This window comes from Streptomyces sp. BA2, assembly GCF_009769735.1.
Classification (GTDB): Bacteria; Actinomycetota; Actinomycetes; order Streptomycetales; family Streptomycetaceae; genus Streptomyces.
This window is the reverse complement of sequence record NZ_WSRO01000002.1, coordinates 2723780-2749156: the sequence shown is the minus strand read 5'-3', so window position 1 is coordinate 2749156 and position 25377 is coordinate 2723780. Positions and strand designations below refer to the sequence as shown.

The 25377-nt window shown below is 69.2% G+C and carries 18 protein-coding genes; 13 read left to right on the top strand and 5 right to left on the bottom strand.

All coding sequences use genetic code 11. From position 1 onward, the window contains the following. Nucleotides 1–78 precede the first annotated feature (78 nt). The 5 genes from gltB (at nt 79) to E5671_RS15030 (ending at nt 9687) form a co-directional block, all read left to right on the top strand. Nucleotides 79–4656, top strand: coding sequence for a glutamate synthase large subunit (gene gltB, locus E5671_RS15050; protein ID WP_160504473.1), 4578 nt, complete (start codon nt 79–81; stop codon nt 4654–4656). Further along, nucleotides 4649–6109, top strand: a complete 1461-nt coding sequence (locus tag E5671_RS15045; RefSeq protein ID WP_160504472.1) for a glutamate synthase subunit beta — start codon at nt 4649–4651, stop codon at nt 6107–6109. Before gltB ends, E5671_RS15045 begins: the two co-directional genes overlap by 8 nt. Nucleotides 6110–6540: 431 nt before the next feature. Then, nucleotides 6541–7842, top strand: a complete 1302-nt coding sequence (locus tag E5671_RS15040; RefSeq protein WP_160504471.1) for a sugar ABC transporter substrate-binding protein — start codon at nt 6541–6543, stop codon at nt 7840–7842. 19 nt (nt 7843–7861) lie between these two features. Then, nucleotides 7862–8857 (top strand): ABC transporter permease subunit, encoded by a 996-nt coding sequence (locus E5671_RS15035; RefSeq protein WP_160504470.1) that lies wholly within the window; start codon nt 7862–7864, stop codon nt 8855–8857. Further along, a complete protein-coding gene (locus E5671_RS15030) occupies nt 8854–9687 on the top strand; it encodes an ABC transporter permease subunit (protein ID WP_160504469.1) in 834 nt (277 codons plus the stop codon). The genes E5671_RS15035 and E5671_RS15030 overlap by 4 nt, the downstream gene beginning before the upstream one ends. A gap of 21 nt (nt 9688–9708) precedes the next feature. Here the strand turns inward: E5671_RS15030 and E5671_RS15025 are convergent, their stop codons facing one another. Beyond that, the gene (locus E5671_RS15025) at nt 9709–10608 is read right to left on the bottom strand and encodes a chitosanase (RefSeq protein ID WP_160504468.1); all 900 of its coding nucleotides are present in this window, start codon (nt 10606–10608) and stop codon (nt 9709–9711) included. A 123-nt stretch (nt 10609–10731) separates the two neighbouring features. Here E5671_RS15025 and E5671_RS15020 point away from each other — a divergent pair, with 123 nt between their 5' ends. Both E5671_RS15020 and E5671_RS15015 read left to right on the top strand, forming a co-directional pair. Then, a complete protein-coding gene (locus tag E5671_RS15020) occupies nt 10732–10950 on the top strand; it encodes a hypothetical protein (protein ID WP_160504467.1) in 219 nt (72 codons plus the stop codon). A 57-nt stretch (nt 10951–11007) separates the two neighbouring features. After that, complete coding sequence (locus E5671_RS15015; protein ID WP_160504466.1) at nt 11008–12108, top strand: hypothetical protein; 1101 nt, start codon at nt 11008–11010, stop codon at nt 12106–12108. Nucleotides 12109–12342: 234 nt separating this feature from the next. Here E5671_RS15015 and E5671_RS15010 read toward each other — a convergent pair whose 3' ends face one another. Further along, nucleotides 12343–13074 carry a glucose 1-dehydrogenase gene (locus E5671_RS15010; protein WP_160510203.1) on the bottom strand — a complete coding sequence of 244 codons (732 nt, stop codon included), beginning with the start codon at nt 13072–13074 and terminating at the stop codon, nt 12343–12345. A gap of 35 nt (nt 13075–13109) precedes the next feature. On the opposite strand from E5671_RS15010, the gene E5671_RS15005 reads away from it, so the two are divergent. Continuing rightward, nucleotides 13110–13847, top strand: coding sequence for a vWA domain-containing protein (locus E5671_RS15005; RefSeq protein WP_160504465.1), 738 nt, complete (start codon nt 13110–13112; stop codon nt 13845–13847). Between the two features lies 1 nt (nt 13848). On the opposite strand, the gene E5671_RS15000 is transcribed toward E5671_RS15005, so the two are convergent. After that, nucleotides 13849–14799 (bottom strand): tyrosine-protein phosphatase, encoded by a 951-nt coding sequence (locus E5671_RS15000; RefSeq protein WP_160504464.1) that lies wholly within the window; start codon nt 14797–14799, stop codon nt 13849–13851. A gap of 436 nt (nt 14800–15235) precedes the next feature. Between E5671_RS15000 and E5671_RS14995 the strand changes: the two genes are divergently transcribed. From E5671_RS14995 to E5671_RS14985, 3 genes are all read left to right on the top strand, one after another. Beyond that, nucleotides 15236–15439, top strand: a complete 204-nt coding sequence (locus E5671_RS14995; protein ID WP_160504463.1) for a cold-shock protein — start codon at nt 15236–15238, stop codon at nt 15437–15439. Between the two features lie 94 nt (nt 15440–15533). Next, entirely contained in the window at nt 15534–17150 is a 1617-nt protein-coding gene (locus E5671_RS14990) for a DEAD/DEAH box helicase (RefSeq protein ID WP_160504462.1), read from the top strand. Between the two features lie 110 nt (nt 17151–17260). Continuing rightward, nucleotides 17261–18109, top strand: a complete 849-nt coding sequence (locus E5671_RS14985) for a pentapeptide repeat-containing protein (protein WP_160504461.1) — start codon at nt 17261–17263, stop codon at nt 18107–18109. Between the two features lie 26 nt (nt 18110–18135). Here the strand turns inward: E5671_RS14985 and E5671_RS14980 are convergent, their stop codons facing one another. Next, complete coding sequence (locus tag E5671_RS14980) at nt 18136–19080, bottom strand: hypothetical protein (RefSeq protein ID WP_160504460.1); 945 nt, start codon at nt 19078–19080, stop codon at nt 18136–18138. A gap of 260 nt (nt 19081–19340) precedes the next feature. On the opposite strand from E5671_RS14980, the gene E5671_RS14975 reads away from it, so the two are divergent. After that, nucleotides 19341–20138, top strand: coding sequence for a S1 family peptidase (locus E5671_RS14975; protein WP_160504459.1), 798 nt, complete (start codon nt 19341–19343; stop codon nt 20136–20138). Between the two features lie 217 nt (nt 20139–20355). Continuing rightward, entirely contained in the window at nt 20356–23439 is a 3084-nt protein-coding gene (locus tag E5671_RS14970; RefSeq protein ID WP_160504458.1) for an endo-alpha-N-acetylgalactosaminidase family protein, read from the top strand. A 42-nt stretch (nt 23440–23481) separates the two neighbouring features. Here E5671_RS14970 and E5671_RS14965 read toward each other — a convergent pair whose 3' ends face one another. Next, nucleotides 23482–25248 (bottom strand): glycoside hydrolase family 35 protein, encoded by a 1767-nt coding sequence (locus tag E5671_RS14965; RefSeq protein ID WP_160504457.1) that lies wholly within the window; start codon nt 25246–25248, stop codon nt 23482–23484. Nucleotides 25249–25377: the final 129 nt, after the last annotated feature.

The following is a 25377-nucleotide window of genomic DNA, read 5'->3' as shown; positions in this document are numbered from 1 at the left end:
GTAACCTGCACGAAATTTTGCCTGGGCCAACGTCGTCCCTCGCTTTTTGCCTATGCCACGACGACGACGGGAGAGCCAATGCGTACGCACGCCTGGTCGCCCATGGACGGTCGCCCCGCCCCCCAGGGCATGTACGACCCCCGTAACGAACACGACGCCTGTGGTGTCGGGTTCGTGGCCACCCTCACCGGTGTAGCCAGCCATGAGCTGGTCGAACAGGCGCTGACCGTACTGCGCAATCTCGAACACCGTGGTGCCACCGGCTCCGAGCCGGACTCCGGCGACGGCGCCGGCATCCTGCTCCAGGTCCCGGACGCCTTCCTGCGCGAGGTCTCCGGCTTCGCGCTCCCCGAGGCCGGTGCGTACGCCGTCGGCATCGCCTTCCTGCCGGTCGACACCGCGGGCACGACCGACGCCGCCGTCTCACAGATCGAGACGATCGCTTCCGAGGAAGGCCTGACGGTCCTCGGCTGGCGCGACGTGCCCGTCGCCCCCGAGCTGCTCGGGTCCACCGCCCGCTCGACGATGCCGGTCTTCCGGCAGATCTTCGTGGCCGACGGCGAGAGCTCCGGCGTCGCGCTCGACCGCAAGGCCTTTGTCCTGCGCAAGCGCGCCGAGCGTGAGGCCGGGACGTACTTCCCCTCGCTCTCCGCCCGGACCATCGTCTACAAGGGCATGCTGACCACCGGCCAGCTGGAGCCGTTCTTCCCCGACCTGTCCGACCGCCGTTTCGCCACGGCCGTCGCGCTCGTCCACTCGCGCTTCTCCACGAACACGTTCCCGAGCTGGCCGCTCGCGCACCCGTACCGCTTCGTCGCGCACAACGGCGAGATCAACACGGTCAAGGGCAACCGGAACTGGATGCGGGCGCGTGAGTCGCAGCTCGCCTCCGACCTCTTCGGCAGCGAGAAGCTCGACCGCGTCTTCCCCGTCTGTACGCCGGACGCGTCCGACTCGGCGTCCTTCGACGAGGTGCTCGAACTCCTCCACCTCGGTGGACGTTCGCTTCCGCACTCCGTCCTGATGATGATCCCCGAGGCGTGGGAGAACCACGGCTCGATGGACCCGGCCCGCCGCGCCTTCTACCAGTACCACTCCACGATGATGGAGCCCTGGGACGGCCCGGCCTGTGTCACCTTCACCGACGGCACCCAGGTCGGCGCCGTTCTCGACCGCAACGGCCTGCGTCCAGGGCGCTACTGGGTCACCGACGACGGCCTCGTCGTCCTCGGCTCCGAGGTCGGCGTCCTCGACATCGACCCCGCGAAGGTCGTCCGCAAGGGCCGCCTCCAGCCCGGCAAGATGTTCCTCGTCGACACCGCCGAGCACCGCATCGTCGAGGACGACGAGATCAAGGCCGCCCTCGCCGAGGAGAACCCGTACCAGGAGTGGCTGGAAGCCGGCGAGATCGAGCTCTCCGACCTGCCCGAGCGCGAGCACATCGTGCACACGCACGCCTCCGTCACGCGCCGCCAGCAGACCTTCGGCTACACCGAGGAAGAGCTGCGCATCATCCTCGCGCCGATGGCCAAGACCGGCGGCGAGCCGCTCGGCTCCATGGGCACGGACACCCCGATCGCGGCACTCTCCGAGCGCCCGCGGCTGATCTTCGACTACTTCACGCAGCTGTTCGCGCAGGTCACCAACCCGCCGCTGGACGCCATCCGTGAAGAGCTCGTCACCTCGCTGCACTCCTCGCTCGGCCCGCAGGGCAACATCCTGGAGCCGACCGCCGCGACCTGTCGTAGCGTCACGCTGCCCTTCCCGGTGATCGACAACGACGAGCTCGCCAAGCTCATCCACATCAACGCCGACGGCGACATGCCCGGCATGACGGCCGCGACCCTCTCCGGTCTCTACCGCGTCAGCGGCGGCGGCGACGCCCTCGCCGCCCGCATCGAGGAGATCTGCTCCGAGGCCGACGCCGCCATAGAGGCCGGCGCCCGCCTGATCGTGCTCTCCGACCGGCACTCCGACGCCGAGCACGCGCCGATCCCCTCGCTGCTGCTCACCGCGGCGGTCCACCACCACCTCATCCGCACGAAGCAGCGCACCCAGGTGGGCCTGCTCGTCGAGGCGGGCGACGTCCGCGAGGTCCACCACGTGGCCCTCCTCATCGGCTACGGCGCCGCGGCCGTCAACCCGTACCTCGCCATGGAGTCGGTGGAGGACCTGGTCCGCGCCGGGACCTTCCTGCCGGCCGATGAGAATGGTGGGGCCGAGCAGGCCATCCGGAACCTGATCTACGCGCTCGGCAAGGGCGTCCTGAAGGTCATGTCCAAGATGGGCATCTCGACCGTCGCGTCGTACCGCGGCGCGCAGGTCTTCGAGGCCGTCGGTCTCCAGGAGAGCTTCGTCGCGAAGTACTTCGTCGGTACGACGTCCAAGATCGGCGGAGTCGGCATCGACGTCGTCGCGCAGGAGGTCGCCGCCCGGCACGCCAAGGCGTACCCGGCATCCGGCGTCCCCTCGGCGCACCGCGCGCTCGACATAGGCGGTGAGTACCAGTGGCGCCGCGAGGGCGAGCCGCACCTCTTCGATCCGGAGACGGTCTTCCGCCTGCAGCACTCCACGCGCAACCGCCGCTACGACATCTTCAAGAAGTACACGGACCGCGTGAACGAGCAGTCCGAGCGCCTCATGACGCTGCGCGGCCTGTTCAACCTGAAGTCGGACCGCCCCTCGATCTCCATCGACGAGGTCGAGTCGGCCGCGGACATCGTCAAGCGGTTCTCGACCGGCGCCATGTCGTACGGCTCGATCTCCCGCGAGGCGCACGAGACCCTCGCCATCGCCATGAACCAGCTGGGCGGCAAGTCCAACACCGGTGAGGGCGGCGAGGACGCGGACCGCCTGTACGACCCGGCCCGCCGCTCGTCCATCAAGCAGGTCGCCTCCGGCCGCTTCGGTGTGACCTCCGAGTACCTGGTCAACGCGGACGACATCCAGATCAAGATGGCCCAGGGCGCCAAGCCCGGCGAGGGCGGCCAGCTGCCCGGCCACAAGGTTTACCCGTGGGTCGCCAAGACGCGTCACTCGACGCCGGGCGTGGGCCTCATCTCCCCGCCGCCGCACCACGACATCTACTCGATCGAGGACCTGGCCCAGCTGATCCACGACCTGAAGAACGCGAACCCGCAGGCGCGGATTCACGTGAAGCTGGTCTCCGAGGTCGGGGTCGGCACGGTCGCGGCCGGTGTCTCCAAGGCGCATGCCGATGTCGTACTCATCTCCGGCCACGACGGCGGTACGGGTGCTTCGCCGCTCACCTCCCTCAAGCACGCGGGCGGTCCCTGGGAGCTGGGTCTCGCCGAGACTCAGCAGACCCTCCTCCTCAACGGCCTGCGCGACCGCATCGTGGTCCAGACGGACGGCCAGCTCAAGACCGGCCGTGACGTCGTCATCGCCGCGCTGCTCGGCGCCGAGGAGTTCGGTTTCGCGACCGCGCCGCTCGTCGTCTCCGGTTGCGTCATGATGCGCGTCTGCCACCTGGACACCTGCCCGGTCGGCATCGCCACGCAGAACCCGGCGCTGCGCGAGCGCTTCACCGGCAAGGCCGAGTACATCGTCAACTTCTTCGAGTTCATCGCCGAAGAGGTCCGCGAGATCCTCGCCGAGCTCGGCTTCCGCACCATCGAGGAGGCCGTCGGCCACGCCGAACTCCTCGACACCGAGCGCGCCGTGAAGCACTGGAAGGCGCAGGGCCTCGACCTGGAGCCCCTCTTCCACGTGCCGTCGCTGCCCGGCGGCGCCGTGCGCCACCAGATCGCAGCCCAGGACCACGGCCTGGAGAAGGCGCTCGACAACGAGCTGATCAAGCTCGCCGCCGACGCGCTCTCCGCCGCCGGCGCGAGTGACGCCCAGCCGGTCCGCGCGCAGGTCGCGATCCGCAACATCAACCGCACGGTCGGCACCATGCTCGGCCACGAGGTGACGAAGAAGTTCGGCGGCGCGGGTCTGCCCGACGACACCATCGACATCACCTTCACCGGCTCGGCGGGCCAGTCGTTCGGCGCGTTCGTGCCGCGCGGCGTGACCCTCCGTCTGGAGGGCGACGCCAACGACTACGTCGGCAAGGGCCTCTCCGGCGGCCGGATCATCGTCCGCCCGGACCGCGGCGCCGACCACCTCGCCGAGTACTCGACGATCGCGGGCAACACCATCGCGTACGGCGCGACGGGCGGCGAGCTGTTCCTCCGTGGCCGCACGGGTGAGCGGTTCTGCGTCCGCAACTCCGGCGCGACGGTCGTGTCCGAGGGCGTGGGCGACCACGGCTGCGAGTACATGACCGGTGGCCACGCGGTGGTCCTCGGCGAGACGGGCCGTAACTTCGCGGCCGGCATGTCGGGCGGCATCGCGTACGTCATCGACCTCGACCGGGACAACGTCAACCCCGGCAACCTGGGCGCCGTCGAGGCCCTGGACGACTCCGACAAGCAGTGGCTGCACGACGTCGTGCGCCGCCACCAGGAGGAGACCGGGTCGACCGTCGCCGGGAAGCTGCTCGCCGAGTGGGACACCGCCGTGGAGCGCTTCAGCAGGATCATCCCCAGCACGTACAAGGCAGTGCTCGCCGCCAAGGACGCCGCCGAGCGAGCCGGTCTCTCCGAGACCGAGATCACCGAGAAGATGATGGAGGCGGCGACCAATGGCTGATCCCAAGGGCTTTTTGAACCATGGCCGTGAGGTCGCGCAGACCCGCCCGGTCGGCGAGCGCGTCCAGGACTGGAACGAGGTCTACGTTCCGGGCTCCCTCCTCCCGATCATCTCCAAGCAGGCGTCGCGCTGCATGGACTGCGGCATCCCGTTCTGCCACCAGGGCTGTCCGCTGGGCAACCTGATCCCCGAGTGGAACGACTTCGCGTACCGCGAGGACTGGTCGGCCGCTTCCGAGCGGCTGCACGCCACGAACAACTTCCCGGAGTTCACCGGGCGCCTGTGCCCGGCGCCCTGCGAGTCGGCGTGCGTGCTCGGCATCAACCAGCCCGCCGTCACCATCAAGAACGTCGAAGTCTCCATCATCGACAAGGCGTGGGACGCGAACGACGTCAAGCCGCAGGCGCCCGAGCGTCTCTCCGGCAAGACGGTCGCGGTCATCGGTTCGGGCCCGGCGGGCCTGGCCGCCGCCCAGCAGCTGACGCGGGCGGGCCACACGGTCGCCGTGTACGAGCGCGCGGACCGCATCGGCGGCCTCCTGCGCTACGGCATCCCCGAGTTCAAGATGGAGAAGCGCCACATCAACCGCCGCATCGAGCAGATGCGCGCGGAGGGCACCAAGTTCCGTACGGGTGTGGAGATCGGCCGCGACATCGACGCGGCGAAGCTGCGCAAGCGGTACGACGCGGTGGTCATCGCCGCGGGCGCCACGATGGCACGCGACCTCCCGGTCCCCGGCCGTGAGCTCAAGGGTGTCTACCAGGCGATGGAGTACCTGCCCCTGGCCAACAAGGTCCAGGAGGGCGACTACGTCACCACGCCGGTCTCGGCCGAGGGCAAGCACGTGGTCGTGATCGGCGGCGGCGACACCGGCGCGGACTGCGTGGGCACGGCGCACCGCCAGGGCGCGGCTTCCGTGACGCAGCTGGAGATCATGCCGCGTCCGGGCGAGGAGCGGAACCCGAACCAGCCGTGGCCGACCTTCCCCATGCTCTACAAGGTGACCTCCGCGCACGAGGAGGGCGGCGAGCGGGTCTACTCCGTCTCGACCACGCACTTCGAGGGCGACGAGGACGGGAACGTGCAGTTCCTGCACCTCATCGAGGTCGAGTTCATCGACGGCAAACTGACCCAGAAGCCGGGTACGGAGCGCAAGATCCCCGCCCAGCTGGTGACGCTCGCGATGGGCTTCACGGGCACGGACCGCGAGAACGGCCTCGTGGACCAGTTCTCCCTGGACCTCGACGAGCGCGGGAACGTCGCCCGCGACGCCGAGTTCCAGACGAACGTGCCCGGCGTCTTCGTCGCCGGTGACGCGGGCCGCGGTCAGTCGCTCATCGTCTGGGCGATCGCCGAGGGCCGTTCCGCTGCGCGGGGCGTGGACCGATTCCTGACCGGTGCGAGTGACTTGCCGTCCCCGATCCGCCCGACGGACCGTTCCCTGATGGTCTAGTACGCCCCCCAGTACGTCCCGTACAACGGCGTACGGAACTGATGCGGCGCCCGCCTTGTCCCCGACCGGACTGGGGCGGGCGCCGTGGCGTTTCCAGACCGTTTCAAGGCCGCCGCTTCGCGGCGATCTCTCCCGCCCACCCACCCATTACCCCGCAGGGCAATCGGGTGGGTGGGCGGGAAAGATCGCCGCGAAGCGGCGCATTACCCGTGGCCGAACGGACGGCAGAGCACGGCAGAGCACGGCAGAGGACAGCCCACCGCGCAGGCAAGGCGCGGGCCCCCGGGACCCGCTCCAGCGCAGGACGCAACGCAAATCACGTTTCGGCCCCGCTAGCCGAATGGGTCTAGACCGCGCCCTGAGCCTGTGACCACAATCGCTCCCACAAACGGATCGGCGCAGTTACAGCACGTACCCATGAGGGGGCCGGTATGAAGCGACGGGTCATCGCGGCAGGTATCGCCATGACGCTCGGACTGACCGCGACGGCATGCGGCAGCGATGACGGGAGCGACAGCGGCGACAAGGCGACCGACGGCAAGGGCAAGACCCTCACCGTATGGATCATGGAGGGGACCAACCCCGACGCCAGGCCCTTCTTCAAGGAGGCCGAGAAGGCGTTCCAGAAGAAGACCGGCGCCAAGATCCACGTCGAGTACCAGCAGTGGGCCACCGCGCAGAAGAAGTTCACCACCGCCATCGAGGGCGGCGAGGACCAGGTCCCGGACGTGGCCGAGGTCGGCACGACCTGGGTGCCGCAGTTCGCCGAGACCGGCGCCCTCGTCGACGTCACCGATGACGTCAAGAAGTCGGGCCTGAACGACGACCTCGTCGAGGGCCTCAAGGATGCGGGCACGCTCGACGGCAAGCAGTACGGCATGCCCTGGTACGCGGGCGTACGCAGCATCGTCTACCGCAAGGACATCTTCGAGAAGCACAAGCTGAAGGCGCCGACCACCTGGAAGGAGCTTCAGTCCGCGGCCAAGACGCTGAAGGACAAGGAGCCGGGGATGATCCCCTTCCCGGTCGCCGGCGGCGCCGAGATGTTCGCGGCCCCCTTCATCTGGGGCGCCGGAGGCGAACTCGCCACCGAGCAGGGCGGCAAGTGGAAGTCCGCCATCAACTCCCCCGAGGCGGTCAAGGGGATCGAGTACTACACCGGTCTCGCCACCAAGGACAAGGTCTCCCCGGCCAAGGTCAACACCTGGACGGAGAAGGAGGTCGGCGACGCCTGGAACAAGGGCCAGATCTCCATGGCGGTCGGCGGCAACTGGACCCCGAAGGCCATCGTCGACGCCAACCCCGACCTCAAGGGCAAGCTCGCCGCCGTGCCGATCCCCGGCCAGGACGGCGGCATGAGCAAGTCCTTCCTCGGCGGCTCCTACCTGTCCACGTTCAACACGGACAAGAAGGATCTCGCCTGGGAGTTCGTGAAGATGCTGACCACGGGTGACTTCGCGGCCAAGTGGGCCGCCGAGACCAACTACTTCCCGGGGCAGAACTCCGAGCTGAAGAAGATCGAGGCCAAGAAGGACCCGCTGGTCGAGCCGTTCGCCAAGCAGATGCTGGAGGCCGGCGCGACCGTCCCCAAAACCAAGGCGTACGGCGAGATCCAGGCATCGAAGGTCATCCCCGGCATGGTGCAGTCCATCCTGACCGGGAAGTCCTCCGTCCAGGAAGCGGCGGACAAGGCCGCCAAGGACATGGACGCGATCTTCGCCAAGGACAAGTAGGCGAGGGCGAGTCGGCACTGTGAAAGACACGTTCGTCAGCGACGGGCCGAAGGAAGGCGCCGAGGCCCGTCGCCCCGCAGCCCCCCGCCCCGAACACGAAGCGGCCCTGCGCAAGAAGAAGCTGGTCGGCCTCACCCGGCCGTGGCTCCTCCTCGCACCGTCCCTCCTGGTCCTCGCGGGCCTGCTGCTCTGGCCGCTGATCCAGGTCGGCAAGCTCTCGATGCAGGACTACGCCGTCAAATTCGGCGGCGGAGTGGGCACGTACACCGGATTCGACCACTACACCGACCTGCTCGGCAGCGGACTCCTGTGGAAGACGGTCCTGCCCAACACGGCGTTCTTCGCGATCGCCTGCGTCGGCCTCACCGTCGCGCTCGGCACCCTCGTCGCACTGCTGCTCAACCGCCTCGGCCCGACGTGGCGGCTCATCTGCTCCATCGCGATCCTCGCGGCCTGGGCGATGCCCGCCGTCACCGGGACGTACGTCTGGATCTGGCTCTTCCAGCCGCAGGACGGCATGGTCAGCCAGATCGCGGGCTCGATGGGGCTCATCGACCCCGAGACCACCAACTGGTTCACCGAGCGCGGGCCGTTCTACGCGATCGCGACCCTGAACGTCGTCCACCACGGCTTCCCGTTCGTCGCCATCACCGTCCTCGCGGGCCTGATGACGATCCCCAAGGAGCTCTACGAAGCGGGGGAGCTGGACGGCGCCAACGCCTGGCAGCGGTTCTGGAAGATCACGCTGCCGACGATCAAGCCGGTCTTCCTCGTGGTGACCATCCTCTCCACCATCTGGGACTTCAAGGTCTTCACCCAGATCTATCTGATGCCGGGCGGCGACGGCGCCAACGAAGAGGTCTACAACCTCGGCGTCTTCTCCTACATCCAGGCGTTCGCCAAGAACGACTACGGCACGGGCGCGGCGGCAGCGGTCCTGCTGACCCTGCTGCTCCTCGCCATCACGGTCGTCTACATCCGTACGTTGTTCCGACAGGGGGAGGAGGACCTGTGAGTGTCCGTCGCGCCACACTCGCCGCACGCATCGGGCTGCCCGTCGCGGTCGCCGCGCTGCTGCTCTTCACGCTCTTCCCCGTGTACTGGATGATCTCCACGGCACTCGACCCGAAAGCCGTCACGCGCGGTTCGGACGTGCTGCCGAGCGGCTTCAGCTTCGAGCACTTCACCTACGTGTTCGAGAAGGGCAACTTCGGCACGTACCTGCTGAACTCCGCGCTCGTCGGCTTCGGCACGATCCTTGCCGCCGGGGTGCTCTCGCTCTTCGCGGCCATCGCGGTGGCCCGCTTCAAGTTCCGGTTCCGCACCTCCGTACTGATCATGGTCCTGATAGTGCAGATGGTGCCGCTCGAGGCGCTCGTCATCCCGCTCTTCATCCAGATGCGGGACTACGACATGCTCAACTCGCTGCTCGGCCTGACGATCGTCTACGTCGCGCTCTCGCTGCCCTTCGCGATCTGGACCCTGCGCGGCTTCGTCCAGACCGTGCCCAAGGAGGTCGAGGAGGCGGCGTACATCGACGGGGCGTCGTGGTTCCGGATGTTCCGTTCGGTACTGCTTCCGCTGGTGGCGCCGGGACTCGTCGCGACCTCGATCTTCGCCTTCATCACGGCGTGGAACGAGTTCGTCTTCGCGTACACCTTCATGAAGGGCAGCGACAAGTACACGGCGGCCGTGGGCATTTACCAGTTCTTCGGTGAGAACTCCACGGCCTGGGGCCCGGTCATGGCCAGCTCCACGCTGGTCACCGTGCCGGTGATGATCTTCTTCGTGATCGTGCACCGGAAGCTGGGCTCGGGCCTGGCGGCGGGAGCGGTGAAGGGCTGAGCGACGGGGAGACGTTCAGGGTTACGGGACCTTGAACGTCTCCCCGTACACCTTCCACGTCAGCGGGGTCTTCAGGCCCAGATTGCCGTCGTAGAGGAACTGGCGCTGGGCCGTCTCGACGCGGGACGTGTCGCGGTGGGCCTTCTTCTCCTTCATCACCTTGGTGCGGATATCGAGGAAGATGTCGAGGTACGCCTTCTCCTTGCCGCCCTGCGCGGGCGTGTTCGCCTCGTTCAGTGCGGCCTCGCGCAGGCCGTAGAAACCGCGCGGGCCCGTGCCGGGGCCGTGCAGGACCATCGCGTCGTAGTAGATGAACTGGCCGAGCGTGCCGAGCCCGTCGAGCTTGGCCAGGCGCACCGCCGGGTCGAAGTAGACGCCGTCGCGCGTCCTGTCCTGCGCCTTCCGGAACGCGGGCTTCGCGGCCTCCGCCTTCCAGGCCTTGGTGAAGCCGGGGTCCAGACCCTCGTGCGAGTCGCTGCCGTCGACCTTGCGCAGGGCGGGCAGATAGCGCGCGAGGCCGTTGTCCGGGTGGTCCTTCGTGTAGCGCTCGACGAGGGTCAGCAGGTCGTGGGTGCCGGTGCAGAAGCCGATGATGCCCGCGGTGTAGCCGTTCCCGTCGCCGATGTCCTCGATGTAGCCGTACTGACCGCGCCAGTCCAGCGTGGAGTTCTCCGCGCTGGTCACGAGCTTCTGGGCCAGCTCCTTCTTGGCGGGCGCCGCGAGGCCCGGGGGAAGGTCCGCGATCAGCTCGTCGTCGGCCTTGATCTCGGCCGCCGACTTGTCCTCGTCGTACGGACGCTGGGTGCCGGGCACCTTCTGACCGGCTCCGGAGACATCGCTGTCGGAGTCCCCGCCCAGGAGGTAGACGGCGACCGTGGCGACCGGGGCGACGGCGAGAAGGAGGAGGCCTGCACGTTTCATTCGCACAAGATTACGTGCGGTTTCGCGGTAGCGCGCCTTCCGGATCCCGCTCTATTGACTAATAGTCAATTTCACACCAGTCTCGGGAGCCGTACGGAGCCGTACCCGGCCATGGGAGGCCCTATGAGCACCGAAGCGCGGGAGCAGCTGAGCAAGGAGCTGCGGGACGAACCACCGGAATCCTTCGGGCAGTTGACGCCCGAGCAGTCGGCTCTGCTGGCCGACGCGCTGAAGCGGGAACGCGAGAGCCGCGCTTCGGGCCTGAACGAAGCCGCCGAGGAGGCGCTGAAACTGGTGCCCGCGTTGGCCAGGGGCCCCGTACGCCGGATTCTCTTCCGATAGATCCGATAGATCCGCTAGATCCGCTCGATCCGATAGACCCATAGGGAGGGGCAGGCCATGGACAAACTGCGGAGCAGGGCGGAGACCCTGAAGATCGCGCGATTGCTGGACGCGGAGCCGGATCAGCTCGCCTTCCTCGCGGCACTCCCCGTCGAGGACGTACGCCGCTTCCGCGAGCAATGCGTCGCGGCGCTCTTCGACCGTACGCCCGAGATGCTGGACCGGATCGCGTCCGCGACGAAGCTGGTGCCGGCCGGGGTCGCGGCCGCGATCTCGCAGAAGGCACTCGGACCGCGGCTCGCCGCCGGGGTCGCCGGGCGCCTCGAACCGGCGCGGGCCGCGGACATCATCGAGAAGCTGCCGGTGTCGTTCACGGCGGAGTCGTGCGGGCATCTCGACCCGCGAAGGATCAAGGGCATCGTCGAACGGCTCGACGAGGGCCTGGTGGTGCGGATCGCGGTGGCACTGGCCGAGCGGGGCGACTACCTGACGATGGGCCGCTTCGTCGGCTACCTGCCGGACTCGGCGTTGCGGCGGATCCTGCCGCAGGTGGACGACGCGGCTGTCCTGCGGACGGGGTTCGCGATCGACCTGCCGGAGCGGCTGGGCCAGATCATCGATCTGATGGGTGCGGAGCGGCTGGCGTCGGTCATCGCGTCGGCGTCGGGGGAGGGGCTGTGGCCCGAGGCGCTTGCCGTGGCCGGGATGGTGACTGGGGAGCAGCGGGGCCGTATCGCGTCGCTCGCCGCGGCGCGGCCGCAGGAGGAGCTGGACTCCCTGGTCGTGACGGTGAGCGAGCAGGACCTCTGGGAGTCGCTGCTGCCGCTGGTCGCGCTGCTGGGGGAGGAGGAGCGGCGGGCGGTCGCGGTGCTTCCTTCCCTGCGGGATGCGGGGGTGTTGGGTGGGGTGGTTCGGGCGGTGGTCGCGACTGGGCTCTGGGCGGAGTTCCTGCCGCTCGTGGACGCGCTGCCGGGCGAGTCCCGCAAGGTCGTCGCCGACGCGGCGGGGGCGTTGCCCGCGCTCGACCTCGATGCGCTCGCCCTGGAGGTGGACAAGCGGGACCTGTGGGAGCTGGTGATGCCGCTGGTCGAGCTGATGGACGATGAGGCGAAGACGCGGATCTTTGAGTTGCCGGCGTTTCAGGAGCGGGCGGAGTAGGGGCGTTTCTTTCCCCAACCCCGCCCCTTCCCGGCTGTGACATTTGCGGCCCCGCCGCGGGCCGCTCTGGCGCGGGGGCCTTGGTGGCCGTCATCACCGGCTTCGCCGAGTTCGTCCTCAAACGCCGGACGGGCTGAGTGGTTTCAGCCCCTCCGGCGTTTGAGGAGCGGGGTCTGGGGCGGAGCCCCAGTTTCGGGAAGGGGCGGGATTGGGGAAAGCCCCGCAGGGACCGCCCTACCCCGCCGTCGACCCGCCGTCCACCGCGAACTCCGCCCCGGTGATGTACGACGACGCCTCCGACGCAAGGAAGAGGACCAGCTCCCCGACCTCCTCGGGGCGGCCCATCCGGCCGAGCGGCAGATGCGACCAGTCCCGCCCGGCGGAGGCCGCGGAGATCATCGGGGTGTCGATCGCCCCGGGGTGAACGGAGTTGACCCGCACCCCGTACCCCGCGAGGTCCAGCGCCGAGGAACGAGTCAGCCCCCGCAGCCCGAACTTCGTCGAGCCGTACGCCGCGTGCCCCCGTATCCCCACGAGCCCCGCCGTCGACGACACGTTCACGATCGAGCCGCCCCCGGCACCCCGCAGCGCGGGCAGCACCGCCTGGATGCCCAGGAACGGGCCGAGGAGATTGACCCGGATCAGCGCCTCGAAGTTCTCGTACGTCTCCTCCTCCACGGACGCCGTCCGCCACAGCGCGGCGTTGTTCACGAGCGCGTCCAGACGGCCGAAGGCCTCCACCCCGGCCGCCACGGCCGACGCCCAGCTCTCCGCGTCCGTGACGTCATGACGTACGAAAAGACCTTGCTCGCCAAGGGACTTGGCGACCTCCCGTCCCTCCTCCTCCCGGACATCCGTCACCACGACCCGCGCCCCCGCCTCCGCGAAGAGCCGCGCCTCGGCGGCCCCCTGCCCACGGCCCGCGCCGGTAATCAGTACCGTCTTGCCCTCAAGCCCGTAAGAGATTACGTCACCGCCAGGAATGGACAGGAGCCAGCAGAATGGGGCCGCACATGGGACCGGCGATCAGCCTGAGCAAGGTGGAAGAGGCGGCGCCCGCCCTCGTCAGCCTCTACAAGACCGCGGGCGCCAGCCTCCGCAAGCACGGCCTGGACGGCCAACGAGCCGCGGTCTACCTCGTCGTCGACTACTCCGGCTCCATGAAGCCGTACTACAAGGACGGCACCGTCCAGGCCCTCGCCGACCGGGTCCTCGGCCTGTCCGCGCACTTCGACGACGACGGCACCGTGCCCACGGTCTTCTTCTCCACGGACGTCGACGCCGTCACGGAGATCGCCATCGACCGTCACCACGGGCGGATCGACGAGATCGTCGCCGGGCTCGGCCACATGGGCAGGACCAGCTACCACCTGGCGATGGACGCCGTGATCGACCACTACGTGGACAGCGGTTCCACCGCCCCCGCTCTGGTCGTCTTCCAGACCGACGGCGGCCCCATCAACAAGCTCGCCGCCGAGCGGTATCTGTGCAAGGCGTCGAAGCTGCCGCTGTTCTGGCAGTTCATCGGCTTCGGCGACGCGAAGAGCAAGCAGTTCGACTACCTCCGCAAGCTCGACGAACTGGCCGTCCCGGCCAAGCGCGCCGTCGACAACGCGGGTTTCTTCCACGCGGGCCACGACCCCCGGGCCGTCCCGGACGACCGCCTGTACGACCAGCTGGTGGGCGAGTTCCCGACCTGGCTGGCGGCGGCGAGGGCGCAGGGGATCGTGGCTGTCTGAACTAGTCGACCATCCGCTCCCGCAGCGCGAGAATCGTCCGCGTATCAAGCCCGAGTCCCTTCCTCAGATAGTCGTTGAGGCTCCCGTACTCCTTCTTCACCTCGGTCAGCGCCGCCTCCAGATAGCCGGTGCGGACCTCTTGGAGCGGGATCAGGAGATCGGGGTTCTGCATCAGGCCGCCCTGCTTCAAGCCCTCGCGCACCTTCGCGTCGTACGCGGCCCGGTAGGTGTTGGACGCCAGGAAGTCCCGTACGGCGGTCTGCTCGGGGACGCCGACCGCACGCAGCAGCAGATAGCTGGTCCAGCCGGTGCGGTCCTTGCCGGCCGTGCAGTGGTAGAGCAGCGGTGATGCCTTGCTGCCCTGGGCGATGTCGCGCAGGGTGGCCGCGAACTGCGCGCGGTTGGGGCCGTTGGTGACGAAGGTGCGGTAGACGTCGCGCATGAAGGCGTCCGCCTTGCCGTTGCCCAGCATCTCCTCCTGCTTGACCGGGTCCCTGGAGCCGATCACGGTCATCAGCGTCGTGAAGAGGCCGTTGTCGCTGACCGGCCGGGACGTCGGGACGAGCCCTGCGGGCAGCCGGTCGGGCCCGTCGTACTGGACCTCGGCCGCCACCCGGAAGTCGACGACCTTCTTCAGGCGGAGCCCGGCGAGGGTGGCGACATCGGCGTCGGTGAGCTTCGAGAGGGCGTCGGCGCGGAAGACCTGGCCGTAGCGGACCCGTTCGCCGTCGTAGGTGCGGTAGCCGCCCAGGTCTCTTACGTTGACGGCGCCTTGGAGAGGTATCTGGCGTACGTCGTCGGACGCGGGCCGGGAGGGGTGGTGCGGCGCGTGCTGTGCCGTGCCGCGCTCGGGTGCGGTGGGTTCGGCGTGGGCCGCCCAGGCGGGCAGGGTGCCCAGGGCCAGCGCGGAGACCGCGACTCCGACTGCTGTACGTGTTCGGGTGATGCGCATTGGGCCGCCTTCCTCGGTAGCGGTCGCCATGGCCACTCGTCGCTCAACCAAGCGAATGTTTGGTTGAAGGTAGCGGGGTGCCCTGACAGGAGGAAGGTGCGTGCGGCAGGTATCTCACCCGGCGTCCCGGCTGGGCGGTGCGGCGACGTACCAGCCGGGCGTGCGGCGACGTGCCGGCCCGGCGTGCGGCGAGTGGAGTAGCGGGGTCCGCGGCGTCCCGTGCGGCTGGTGGGGACCCGGAAACGGGGGGTCCCTCGTCCGTGTTAGGCTTATGCGTCGCAGTTTTGGTACCCATGAACTTTATGTGCGCCTGACGGGAATGCTCCGAGGGCGCATTATTGTTTTTTTCCGGTCTCTCCGGGATGGGGGTCATTGCAGCGCTTGGAATCCACAATTCCGTGGTTTTCCTTACTCTGCCCCTGTTGAGGAGATTGACATGGCAACTGGCACCGTTAAGTGGTTCAACGCTGAAAAGGGCTTCGGCTTCATCGAGCAGGACGGCGGCGGCCCCGACGTCTTCGCCCACTACTCGAACATCGCGTCCTCGGGCTTCCGTGAGCTCCTCGAGGGCCAGAAGGTCTCCTTCGACGTCACGCAGGGCCAGAAGGGCCTGCAGGCCGAGAACATCGTTCCGGCCTGATCGTCGTAGCACGCGAACCTCATAGCCGGGGCCCGCACCAGGAAGGTGCGGGTCCCGGCTTGTGCTGTCACCAGGTCCAGGAAGGCATTTCCGTATGAATCGCTCCGAACGCCCCGCACGTCCTGCCCGTGGGCGCTCCACGAACGCACGCGGAAAGGCCCCGGTGGCCGGCGGCGGCCAGGCGAAGGGCGCCGCGAAGAAGCAGGGCCGCGCCAAGCCGAGGCCCGTCGGCGGCGAATTCGCGCTGCCCGAGAGCATTGAGCCCGCGCTGCCCGCGGTCGAGGCGTTCGCCGACCTCGACATGCCCGAGGCCCTCCTGAAGACGCTGGCCGCGCAGGGCGTCACCGAGCCCTTCCCGATCCAGGCAGCCACGCTTCCCAACTCCCTCGCGGGCCGCGACATCCTCGGCCGTGGCCGCACCGGCTCCGGCAAGACCCTCGCCTTCGGCCTCGCGCTCCTCGCCCGCACCGCGGGGCGCCGCGCCGAGCCGCGCTCTCCTCTCGCCCTGGTCCTGGTCCCCACGCGTGAGCTCGCGCAGCAGGTGACGGACGCCCTTACGCCGTACGCGACGTCCGTGAACCTCCGTATGTCGACGGTCGTCGGCGGCCTCTCCATCACCAAGCAGGCGGGGACGCTCCGCCGCGGCGCCGAGATCATGGTGGCGACCCCCGGGCGTCTCAAGGACCTCATCGAGCGCGGCGACGCCGACCTCTCGCAGGTGCGGACGACGGTCCTCGACGAGGCCGACCAGATGGCCGACATGGGCTTCATGCCGCAGGTCACCGCGCTTCTGAAGCAGGTGGAGCAGGGCGGCCAGACGATGCTCTTCTCCGCGACGCTCGACAAGAACATCGACCGCCTGGTCCGGATGTTCCTCACCGACCCGGTGGTGCACTCGGTCGACCCCTCCGCGGGCGCGGTCACGACGATGGAACACCACGTTCTGTACGTCGCCGACGAGACCGACAAGAAGGCCGTGGCCCTCCGTATCGCCGCCCGAGACGGCCGCGTGATCATGTTCCTGGACACCAAGCGCGCGGTGGACCGCTTCACCAAGCGGCTGCTCGCCAACGGTGTACGGGCCTCCGGTCTGCACGGCGGCCGTTCGCAGCCGCAGCGCAACCGGACCCTGGACCAGTTCAAGACCGGGCAGGTCACCGCGCTCGTCGCCACGAACGTGGCGGCCCGCGGAATCCACGTCGACGACCTCGACCTGGTCGTGAACGTCGACCCGCCCACCGACCACAAGGACTACCTCCACCGCGGCGGGCGTACGGCGCGTGCCGGTGAGTCCGGCAGTGTCGTCACGCTCGTCCTGCCGGACGAGAAGCGGGAGATGACGCGTCTGATGTCCGACGCGGAGATCAGCCCGCAGACGGCGCGAGTGAAGTCCACGGACGAGGAACTGGCGCGGATCACCGGGGCTCGGGAGCCGTCCGGGGTGCCGGTGGTGATCGAGGTTCCGCAGCAGCAGCAGGCTTCGCCGCAGCGGGGGCGGCGGGGGCGTCCCGCCGGGCAGGGCGGGCAGGGTGGCGGCCAGCGCCGGGCTCGCCCTCAGGGGCAGTCGCAGTCGCAGGGCGGTAAGCCCTCCGCCGGTGGCGGTCGGCCCGCTGCCGGTGGCGGTCGGCCCTCCGCCGGTGGCGGGGCTGGTGGGGGTCGCGCCCGGCGCGGCGGTCGCCCCTCCGGGGGCGCTGGGCGTAACGCGGCGTAGTACTTGTGCCCGGCGGCGGGGTTTGCGCCCCGCTGCCGGGGGCGCCGAACAGGCTTTCCCGCCCACCCACCCGATCGCCCCGCGGCGCAAGAGGCCCGAAGGAGGATCCGATGTCCGAGAAGCGTGAGCGTCAGTTGTTGCCCCTCGTCGAGGGCGATGACCGGCAGCATCTGCGGGCCGACTGCGGGAGTTGTTTCGGGCTCTGCTGCGTGGCCCTCACCTTCTCCAAGTCCTCGGACTTCCCCGTCGACAAGGCCGCCGGCACCCCCTGCACCAACCTCCAGCAGGACTTCCGCTGCGGCATCCACCAGAAGCTGCGCCAGAAGGGCTTCTCGGGCTGCACGGTCTACGACTGCTTCGGCGCGGGGCAGAAGGTGTCGCAGGCCACCTACGGCGGCGCCGACTGGCGCCAGGACCCCGACACCGCCCGCCAGATGTTCGACGTCTTCCCCGTGATGCGCCAACTCCATGAGCTGCTCTGGTACTTGACCGAGGCGCTCACCCTGCCCCAGACCCGCCCGATCAGAGCAGAGCTCCAGCAGGCGCTGGACAAGACCGAGCACCTCACCCAGGGCACCCCCGCCGCCGTGGCCGGGACGGACGTCGCCGCACACCGTGAGGACGTCAACGTCCTCCTGCTGCGCACCAGCGACCTCGTGCGCGCGGACATCCGCCGGAAGAAGAAGGACCGCCGAGGAGCCGACCTCTTCGGGGCCCGCCTCCGCGGCGCCGACCTCCGGGGCGTCACCCTCCGCGGTGCCTACCTCATCGCCGCCGACCTCCGCGGCGCCGACCTCCGCCAGACCGACCTGATCGGCGCGGACTTCCGGGACGCGGATCTGCGGGGCGCCGACCTCACCGGCAGCATCTTCCTGACGCAGTCGCAGGTGAACGCGGCACAGGGAGACGACGGGACGAAACTCCCGCCGTCCCTGACACGCCCGGCGCACTGGGCCTAGGACAAACCCGGCCCAAGCTCAGGGCTTCACGTATCGCACTCCAGCACCGTCCGGCACAACGTGCACCGCGCCCGCATCCGCCCCCGGGCAGGCAACCGGATCCGCTGCCGGCACGTGGGGCAGGGGAACGAGACCCGCAGCGGCTCGGCGGCCCCGCCCGACCCGCGGGAGAACGAGTACGCCCCGCCCGACCCGCGGGAGAACGAGTACGCCCCGCCCGGCGGCGACGCCCCCGCTCCACCGGAGCCACGCTCCAGAGCATGCCGCCGGTCCTTCGCGTACCGCCGCCGCCCCGCCCAGCCCGCGGCCGTCAGCGGAGGCTGCTGTTCGTCGCGGCGGGCCTGGGCGAGCCCCTTCGTATAGGCGGTGTACGCCTGCGCGCTGGTGAACCACGTCTCCGGCGCCTCACCGAAGGCGATGGCCCGCTTGGCCAGGACGTACCCGAACTCCTCCGGCGTGAGATACCCCAGCTTCTGGGACGAGGCGCCGTCCTCGCGGTAGGCGTCCAGGAGGAGCCAGCCCGCACCCAGGTACGTGGTGGCGGTGTCCGTGAGGATCTCGTTGTCGCGCGTGCCGGGGAACACCAGATCAAGCCGGTGCAGATAGACGTGCATGACCTCGTGGGCGAGCGCCGCGCCGATGTCCCTGCGATGCGTACGGAACCGGTCGTTGAGCTCGATGAAGTACTCGGGCCCCGCGGCGAGTTCGACGTTCGCCGCGTGCTCCATCTCGCGGAAGCTGACGATCACGCGGGCGTCGGGAAGGCGGAGGTGCCGCACCATCTCACGGGCCACGCGCTGGACGCCCAGGTGCAGGTCGTCCTGGTCGGAGAAGGCGACGTCGGCGGGGAGGATGCTGGTGTCGAAGGTGTGGACGGTGTCGTACGAGAGGCGCTTGTAGAGCGCGGTGATCGCGGAGCGCACCGTCTCCAGGTGGGGATAGCCGTGCACCACCGGCCCGCCGTCCGCCATGCCGGCACCCCCTGGAGATGTTCCTGACCCTCCTCCACTGTAAGGCGGTGCCCGTCGGCAGAACCGGGCCACGCGGCGGGTGTTGGCCGAAAACCGCCCCTTGCTCTATGCGGACACCGATCTCCATAATCCGATCCAACGCTTTGGCGGGCTCATGCCATTCTCGCGTTCGTCGTGGGGAAGGTGGGGGTCCGCCGTCGCGTGCAACCCCCACGAACCCCCCACGAACCCCCCACGAACCCCCCACGAAGGGAAGCCCGTTGAACACCAAGCTGCGTGGAGTCAAGAGAGCCGCCACCCTCGGTGCCATCGCCCTCGCCGCCGTCAGTCTCCAGCCCGTCGCCGCGTCCGCGGCCCCGCACCCCGGCCCCACGCCGGGGGAGCGCGTGGTCGGCGGCACCCCCGCCGAGCAGGGTGAATTCCCGTTCATGGTCCGTCTGTCGATGGGCTGCGGCGGTGCGCTGTACGCCAAGGACATCGTGCTGACCGCCGCCCACTGTGTGGACGGCTCGGGCGACAACACGAGCATCACCGCCACCGGTGGTGTCGTGGACCTGGAGAGCCCGGACGCGATCAAGGTGAAGTCCACGAAGGTCCTTCAGGCCCCCGGCTACAACGGCAAGGGCAAGGACTGGGCGCTCATCAAGCTCGAGAAGCCGATCGACCAGCCCACGCTGAAGATCGCCAAGGACACCAAGTACAACGAGGGCGAGTTCGACATCGCCGGCTGGGGTGCCGACAAGGAGGGTGGCCAGCAGCAGCGCCACCTCCTCAAGGCGAAGGTTCCCTTCGTGAGCGACGCGGACTGCGAGGCCGCGTACGGCGCCGACCTCACGCCCGGTGAGGAGCTCTGCGCCGGGAAGCTGGCGGAGGGCGGCGTGGACACCTGCCAGGGTGACTCCGGCGGCCCCATGTTCCGCAAGGACGAGGCCGGTGAGTACATCCAGGTGGGCATCGTCAGCTGGGGCAACGGGTGCGCGCAGCCCAAGTTCCCCGGGGTCTACACCGAGGTGTCGACGTTCGCCGGTGACATAGAGAAGGCGGCTTCGGAACTCTGAGGTTCCGCTGGACGCGGGGTCTGACCAGTGCGGTCGGACCCCGCGTTCGCTTGTGCGGGCCGCGGGGCAATCGGGTGGGTGGGTGGGAAGGCTTGTTCGTTCAGGGGCGGATGCGGGGTGCCGTTAGTCCAAGTCCTGGGGTCCCTTTGTCCATGGGCCCGCACGCCCCTTCCGGCGCAGGGTGACCGCACCGAGATCCGTCCCACGGAGGGGTGCCATGCAGCAGCCGTCAGACACGTCCGGCCCGAGCCGCAGAGCCGTAGTCGCCACGGGCGCGCTGGCCGGGGTCAGCGCCGCCATCGGCCTCGGGGGAGCCGCAACCGCCGCGGCAGGCGAAGCCGTCCTTCGCTCGGCCGAGCTGGAGGTGCGCGTAGCCACCGACTTCCCCCGCGTCATCTCGTACACGGACCGCTCATCCAAAGCGGTCCTGCACGCACAGTCGGAAGCCGTCACCACGCTCCTGGTGGACGACGTCACGCACACCCCGACGGTGACCACCAAGAGGGTCGGGGGTGATCGGGTCGAGTACGTCCTCGGTCTCGGCGATGGCGCCACCACCCTCACCGTCGAGATCGCCGTCGAAGGACGCCAAGTGCGTTGGAGGGTGCGCGAGATCGATGACTCCGATGCCCTGCGCGTCGGCACGCTCCGCATCCCAGGCCTCGCCCTCCTCGCCGTACGCAGCGATCAGCCCGGCGCCACCCTCCTCGCCGCCAAGGTCCAGCTCGACAAGGCCAAGAGCGGCGACACCGAGGTCAAGCCGGCCCCGGACACCGCCGCGGAAGCCGCCACCGGATGCGCCTACGCCGTCGTCGCGCATGACACGCTGGGCGGCGCCGTCGAGACCAACACCGTCTACGACAAGCCCACCTCCGAGGCGGGGACGACCTGGGACAACGGCCGGCTCTGGCGCGAGACGGTCAGGAGGAGCGGCTACGTGGAGGCCCGGCTGACCCCCGGCCAGTGGACGCACCGCGCCGCCACCGCCGCCGTCGGCGACACCGAGCCCCTGCCGTACGCCACCGTCGTCATCACCGGTGACCGCAACGGCGACGGCAAGGTCGACTGGCAGGACGCCGCCATCGCGTTCCGCGACATCATGGTGAAGCCGCTGGGCGCGGACGAGCAGCATCTGCGCGTCGTCCCGCACATCCCGTTCAACTTCGCCTCGCAGGCGACGAATCCGTTCCTCGCGACCCTCGACAACGTCAAGCGGATCCACCTGGCCACGGATGGCCTGCGGCAGTACACGCTGCTCAAGGGCTATCAGTCCGAGGGACACGACTCCGCGCACCCCGACTACGCGGGCAACTACAACACGCGTGCGGGCGGCCTCGACGACCTCAACACCCTGGTCAGGGAAGGCAAGAACTGGAACAGCGACTTCAGTGTGCATGTGAATGCCACGGAGTCCTATCCCGTCGCGAACGCATTCTCCGAAAAGCTTGTCGACAAGGCCAACGAGCAGTGGGACTGGCTCGATCAGAGTTACCGCATTGATCAGCGGCGTGACCTGGTGTCGGGCGACATCGTCAAGCGGTTCGCCGATCTGCGGGGCGAGGCCGACGGAGCGCTCAACGCTCTCTACATCGACGTGTTCCGTGAGTCCGGGTGGACTTCCGACCGGCTGCAGCGCGCCCTGCGCGAGCAGGGCTGGATCGTCACCAGCGAGTGGGGGCACGGCTTCGAGCGCTCGTCCGTCTGGTCGCACTGGGCGACGGAACCGGATTACGGTCCTGATTCGTCCCGGGGTATCAATTCGCGGCTGATCCGCTTTATCCGGAATCACCAGAAGGACGTTTTCGCCGACAAGTGGCCGACGCTGCTCGGTATTGCCCGCATGGGCAATTTCGAGGGGTGGGTCGGGAAGACCGACTGGTCGTACTTCTACGATCTGATCTGGACCGACTCACTGCCCGCCAAGTATCTCCAGGCCTATCCCATCAAGTCCTGGGGCGAGCACGAGATCAGTTTCTTCGGGGGGACTGAGACGACGGTCTCCGATGCCGACGGCAGCCGTCGGATCGTGACCGATGGTCGTGTCGTCTACGAAAAGGGTAGCTATCTGCTTCCCTGGGAGCCACGCAAGGCCACCGATCCCGCCAAGCTCTATCACTACAACCCCGAGGGCGGTAAGGGGAGTTGGGCGCTGCCCCGTGGCTGGTCCGGGCTCTCCAAGGTCGCGTTGTACCGGCTCACCGACCAAGGGCGGGTCTTCGTCGCCGACGTTCCGGTGCGCGGCGGCAAGGTGACCCTCGACGCCAAGGCCAAGCAGCCCTACGTCCTCTACCGGCAGCGCGCCGCCGCACTGCCCGACCCCGGCTGGGGGCAGGCCACCCCGCTGCACGACCCCGGATTCAACTCCGGGTCCCTGCGCGGGTGGAAGGTCTCCGGGCCCGCCTCCGTCGAGCTCAGCAAGCTCGGCGACCACGAACTCGTCATCGGCTCGGGCGGCAAGGCCGCCGTCGGCCAGCGGCTGCGCCGCCTGAAGGCAGGAGCGTACGTCGCCTCCGTGCAGGTCGAGGTCGGGGAGAAGGCCGGCGACGCCCGCAAGGCCACCCTCGAAGTGCGCACCGCCGACGGTGTCACCGCCGCCAACTGGACGCGGACCTCCACGGCGGGCAACTACGTCGCGGCCGACCGCAAGCACGGCACCCGTTTCCAGCGGATGTTCGTGCCCTTCACCGTCCCCGAGGGTGGCGGTTCGGCCGAGCTGACACTGCGGGCCGACGCGGGCCACGCGCGCGTGCGCTTCGACAACGTACGCATCGTCTCCACGACGCGTGGCAACGCCCCCGGAGAGGGCAGGCTCGTGTCCGAGGACTTCGAGCATGTGCCGCAGGGCTGGGGGCCGTTCGTGAAGGGCGACGCGGGGAAGGTCACCGACCCGCGCACGCACATCGCGCAACGCCACGCGCCGTACACGCAGCGAGGCTGGAACAGCAAGGCCATCGACGACGTCATCGACGGCTCGCAGTCCCTCAAGTCCCGCGGCGAGAACGCCGGGCTCGTCTACCGCACCGTCCCGCACACCGCCCGCTTCGAGGCGGGCAAGCGCTACCGCGTCACCTTCCGCTACGAGAACGAGAAGGCGGGGCAGTACGCGTGGATCACCGCCGTCGATGAGCCCGCGGCCCGTGAGATCGACCGCAAGGAGCTGCCCGTCGTGACCGAACCCACGGTCCTGACCTACGAGTTCACCGCCCCGGACAAGGGAGAGGCGTGGGTGGGGCTGCGCAAGAGCGGGGACGACGGGACCGCCGAGTTCGCCCTGGACGCCTTCGAGGTGCGAGAGGTCTGACGTCCCGCCGGACGGGCTGATCTCTCAGCCCGTCCGGCAACCTCAGCGGGGCGGGACCGGGGAGAGGGAAACCGCTCCCGCCTCGGCCGCCCCTTCCAGCTCAAGCACCCACACCTCGTTCTCCCCCTCCCGGAGCACCGCCCCGGGAACGTACAGGGAGGACTGCGGCCCCACCTCCCAGTACCGCCCCAGATTGAACCCGTTCACCCACACGAACCCCCGCACCCAGCCAGGCAGTTCGAGCACCGCGTCACCGGCCCCACGGACAACCACCGAGCCCCGGTACAGCCCCCGGCGCCCACCCTCGACCCCAGTGGCAGGCACCTTCCTGACAGCCTCCGCCGAGGAGAACGCGTCGAGCCGCAGCCCCCTGGCCTCCACCCCGTGCAGATACTGCCGCTCATGCAGCACCCCGCCGGTGATGCCCTTCCCCTCGCCGGTCCGCGGCCCGTAGTTGACCCTCCCCAGGGACTCCACCCAGAGCTCCACGCGCGCGTGCCCCGCGACGGGCTCCGCAAGAGCCGGCTCCTCCTCGGTGAGGACCCCGGCCCGTACCCCGTCCACGTACACGACGGCCAAGTCCCGCAACCCCCGCACACTCAGCACGTACGGCTGCCGCGGACCCGGCACGGTCAGCGTGTACTGAACCAGGCCGCGGTCGACATCGAGATCTTCGAAAGTGGGCGGTACGGCGTACGCCGCCACGGGACCGCCGAGCGACTCCATGACGGCGGACAGCGGCGCCCACTCCGGGAGGCCGACCGAAGCGCGCTCCCCGAGCGAGGGCAGCGGCGCGGGCGGCTCCGGCAGCGGGCCCTTCGCGTACGGGGCGAGCACCTCGCGGAAGAGCCAGAACTTCTCCGTGGGGCGCCCGAACTCGTCGACGGGCGCGTCATAGTCGTACGAGGTGACATCCGGCTCCAGGGCGCCGTCGTGCAGCGCGCCGCCACCCCGGTTCGCCCCCGCCCACCCGGCGAAGTTCGTGCCGCCGTGCGCCATGTAGAGGTTGACCGAGGCCCCGCACTCCAGGATCTCGCGCAACGCGTCCGCGGCGTCGGCAGCGTCCCGCACGACGTGCTCCGCGCCCCAGTGGTCGAACCAGCCGCACCAGAACTCCATGCACATCAACGGCCCCTTGGGGCGGTGCCCCCGCAGCGTCTCGAAGCCCGCGCGGGCCCGTGAGCCGAAGTTGGCCGTCGCCAGGACACCGGGGACGGACCCGCCGGTGAGCATGTGGTCCTCGGGCCCGTCGGACGTGAACAGCGGCACGCTCACACCCTCGGCGCGCAGCAGATCGACGAGATGACGCAGGTAGACCTGGTCCGAGCCGTAGCTGCCGTACTCGTTCTCCACCTGCACCATGATCACGGGACCGCCCCGGTCGTGCTGGCGCGGGACGACCTCCGCCAGGAGACGGCCGAACCAGCGGTCCACGTGCCCCAGATACTCCCCGTCACGGGTACGCGCGCGCGGACCCACCGCGCCCGTCAGCCAGTGCGGAAGACCGCCGTTCTCCCACTCGGCGCAGATGTACGGCCCTGGCCGGACGATCGCCCACAGGCCCGCATCGTGGGCGGCGTCCAGGAAACGGCCGAGCGCCTCCACATCGCTGAACTCCCCGGGGTGCGGCTCGTGCAGGTTCCACGGGACGTACGTCTCCACACAGTTGAGCCCCATCGCGCGCAGCATCGCGAGGCGGTGGCCCCACTGCGCCTCGTGCACCCGGAAGTAGTGCAGCGCACCGGAGAGCAGCCGTACGGGCCGCCCGTCCAGTTCGAAATCGTCCTCGCCCACCCTGAAGCCGTTCATCGTGTCCTCTCGCTCACATGACGCTTCACCACGATCACCTCTGGCGGGCGGCAGGGTCCATGGACAAAGATCTAGGCGGGTTGGACGCAGCGAGCGGGCCGCGGCCCGGATGAGGCCGGACGAGAGGGG

Excerpts from the sequence above, each read along its gene's own strand:
- E5671_RS14965 (WP_160504457.1), bottom strand. The coding sequence starts at position 25,248 with ATGAACGGCTTCAGGGTGGGCGAGGACGATTTCGAACTGGACGGGCGG.
- E5671_RS15015 (WP_160504466.1), top strand. The coding sequence starts at position 11,008 with ATGGACAAACTGCGGAGCAGGGCGGAGACCCTGAAGATCGCGCGATTG.
- E5671_RS14970 (WP_160504458.1), top strand. The coding sequence starts at position 20,356 with ATGCAGCAGCCGTCAGACACGTCCGGCCCGAGCCGCAGAGCCGTAGTC.
- E5671_RS15000 (WP_160504464.1), bottom strand. The coding sequence starts at position 14,799 with ATGCGCATCACCCGAACACGTACAGCAGTCGGAGTCGCGGTCTCCGCG.
- E5671_RS15040 (WP_160504471.1), top strand. The coding sequence starts at position 6,541 with ATGAAGCGACGGGTCATCGCGGCAGGTATCGCCATGACGCTCGGACTG.
- E5671_RS15005 (WP_160504465.1), top strand. The coding sequence starts at position 13,110 with ATGGGGCCGCACATGGGACCGGCGATCAGCCTGAGCAAGGTGGAAGAG.
- E5671_RS15025 (WP_160504468.1), bottom strand. The coding sequence starts at position 10,608 with ATGAAACGTGCAGGCCTCCTCCTTCTCGCCGTCGCCCCGGTCGCCACG.
- E5671_RS14995 (WP_160504463.1), top strand. The coding sequence starts at position 15,236 with ATGGCAACTGGCACCGTTAAGTGGTTCAACGCTGAAAAGGGCTTCGGC.
- E5671_RS14990 (WP_160504462.1), top strand. The coding sequence starts at position 15,534 with ATGAATCGCTCCGAACGCCCCGCACGTCCTGCCCGTGGGCGCTCCACG.
- E5671_RS14985 (WP_160504461.1), top strand. The coding sequence starts at position 17,261 with ATGTCCGAGAAGCGTGAGCGTCAGTTGTTGCCCCTCGTCGAGGGCGAT.
- E5671_RS15045 (WP_160504472.1), top strand. The coding sequence starts at position 4,649 with ATGGCTGATCCCAAGGGCTTTTTGAACCATGGCCGTGAGGTCGCGCAG.
- E5671_RS15020 (WP_160504467.1), top strand. The coding sequence starts at position 10,732 with ATGAGCACCGAAGCGCGGGAGCAGCTGAGCAAGGAGCTGCGGGACGAA.
- gltB (WP_160504473.1), top strand. The coding sequence starts at position 79 with ATGCGTACGCACGCCTGGTCGCCCATGGACGGTCGCCCCGCCCCCCAG.
- E5671_RS14980 (WP_160504460.1), bottom strand. The coding sequence starts at position 19,080 with ATGGCGGACGGCGGGCCGGTGGTGCACGGCTATCCCCACCTGGAGACG.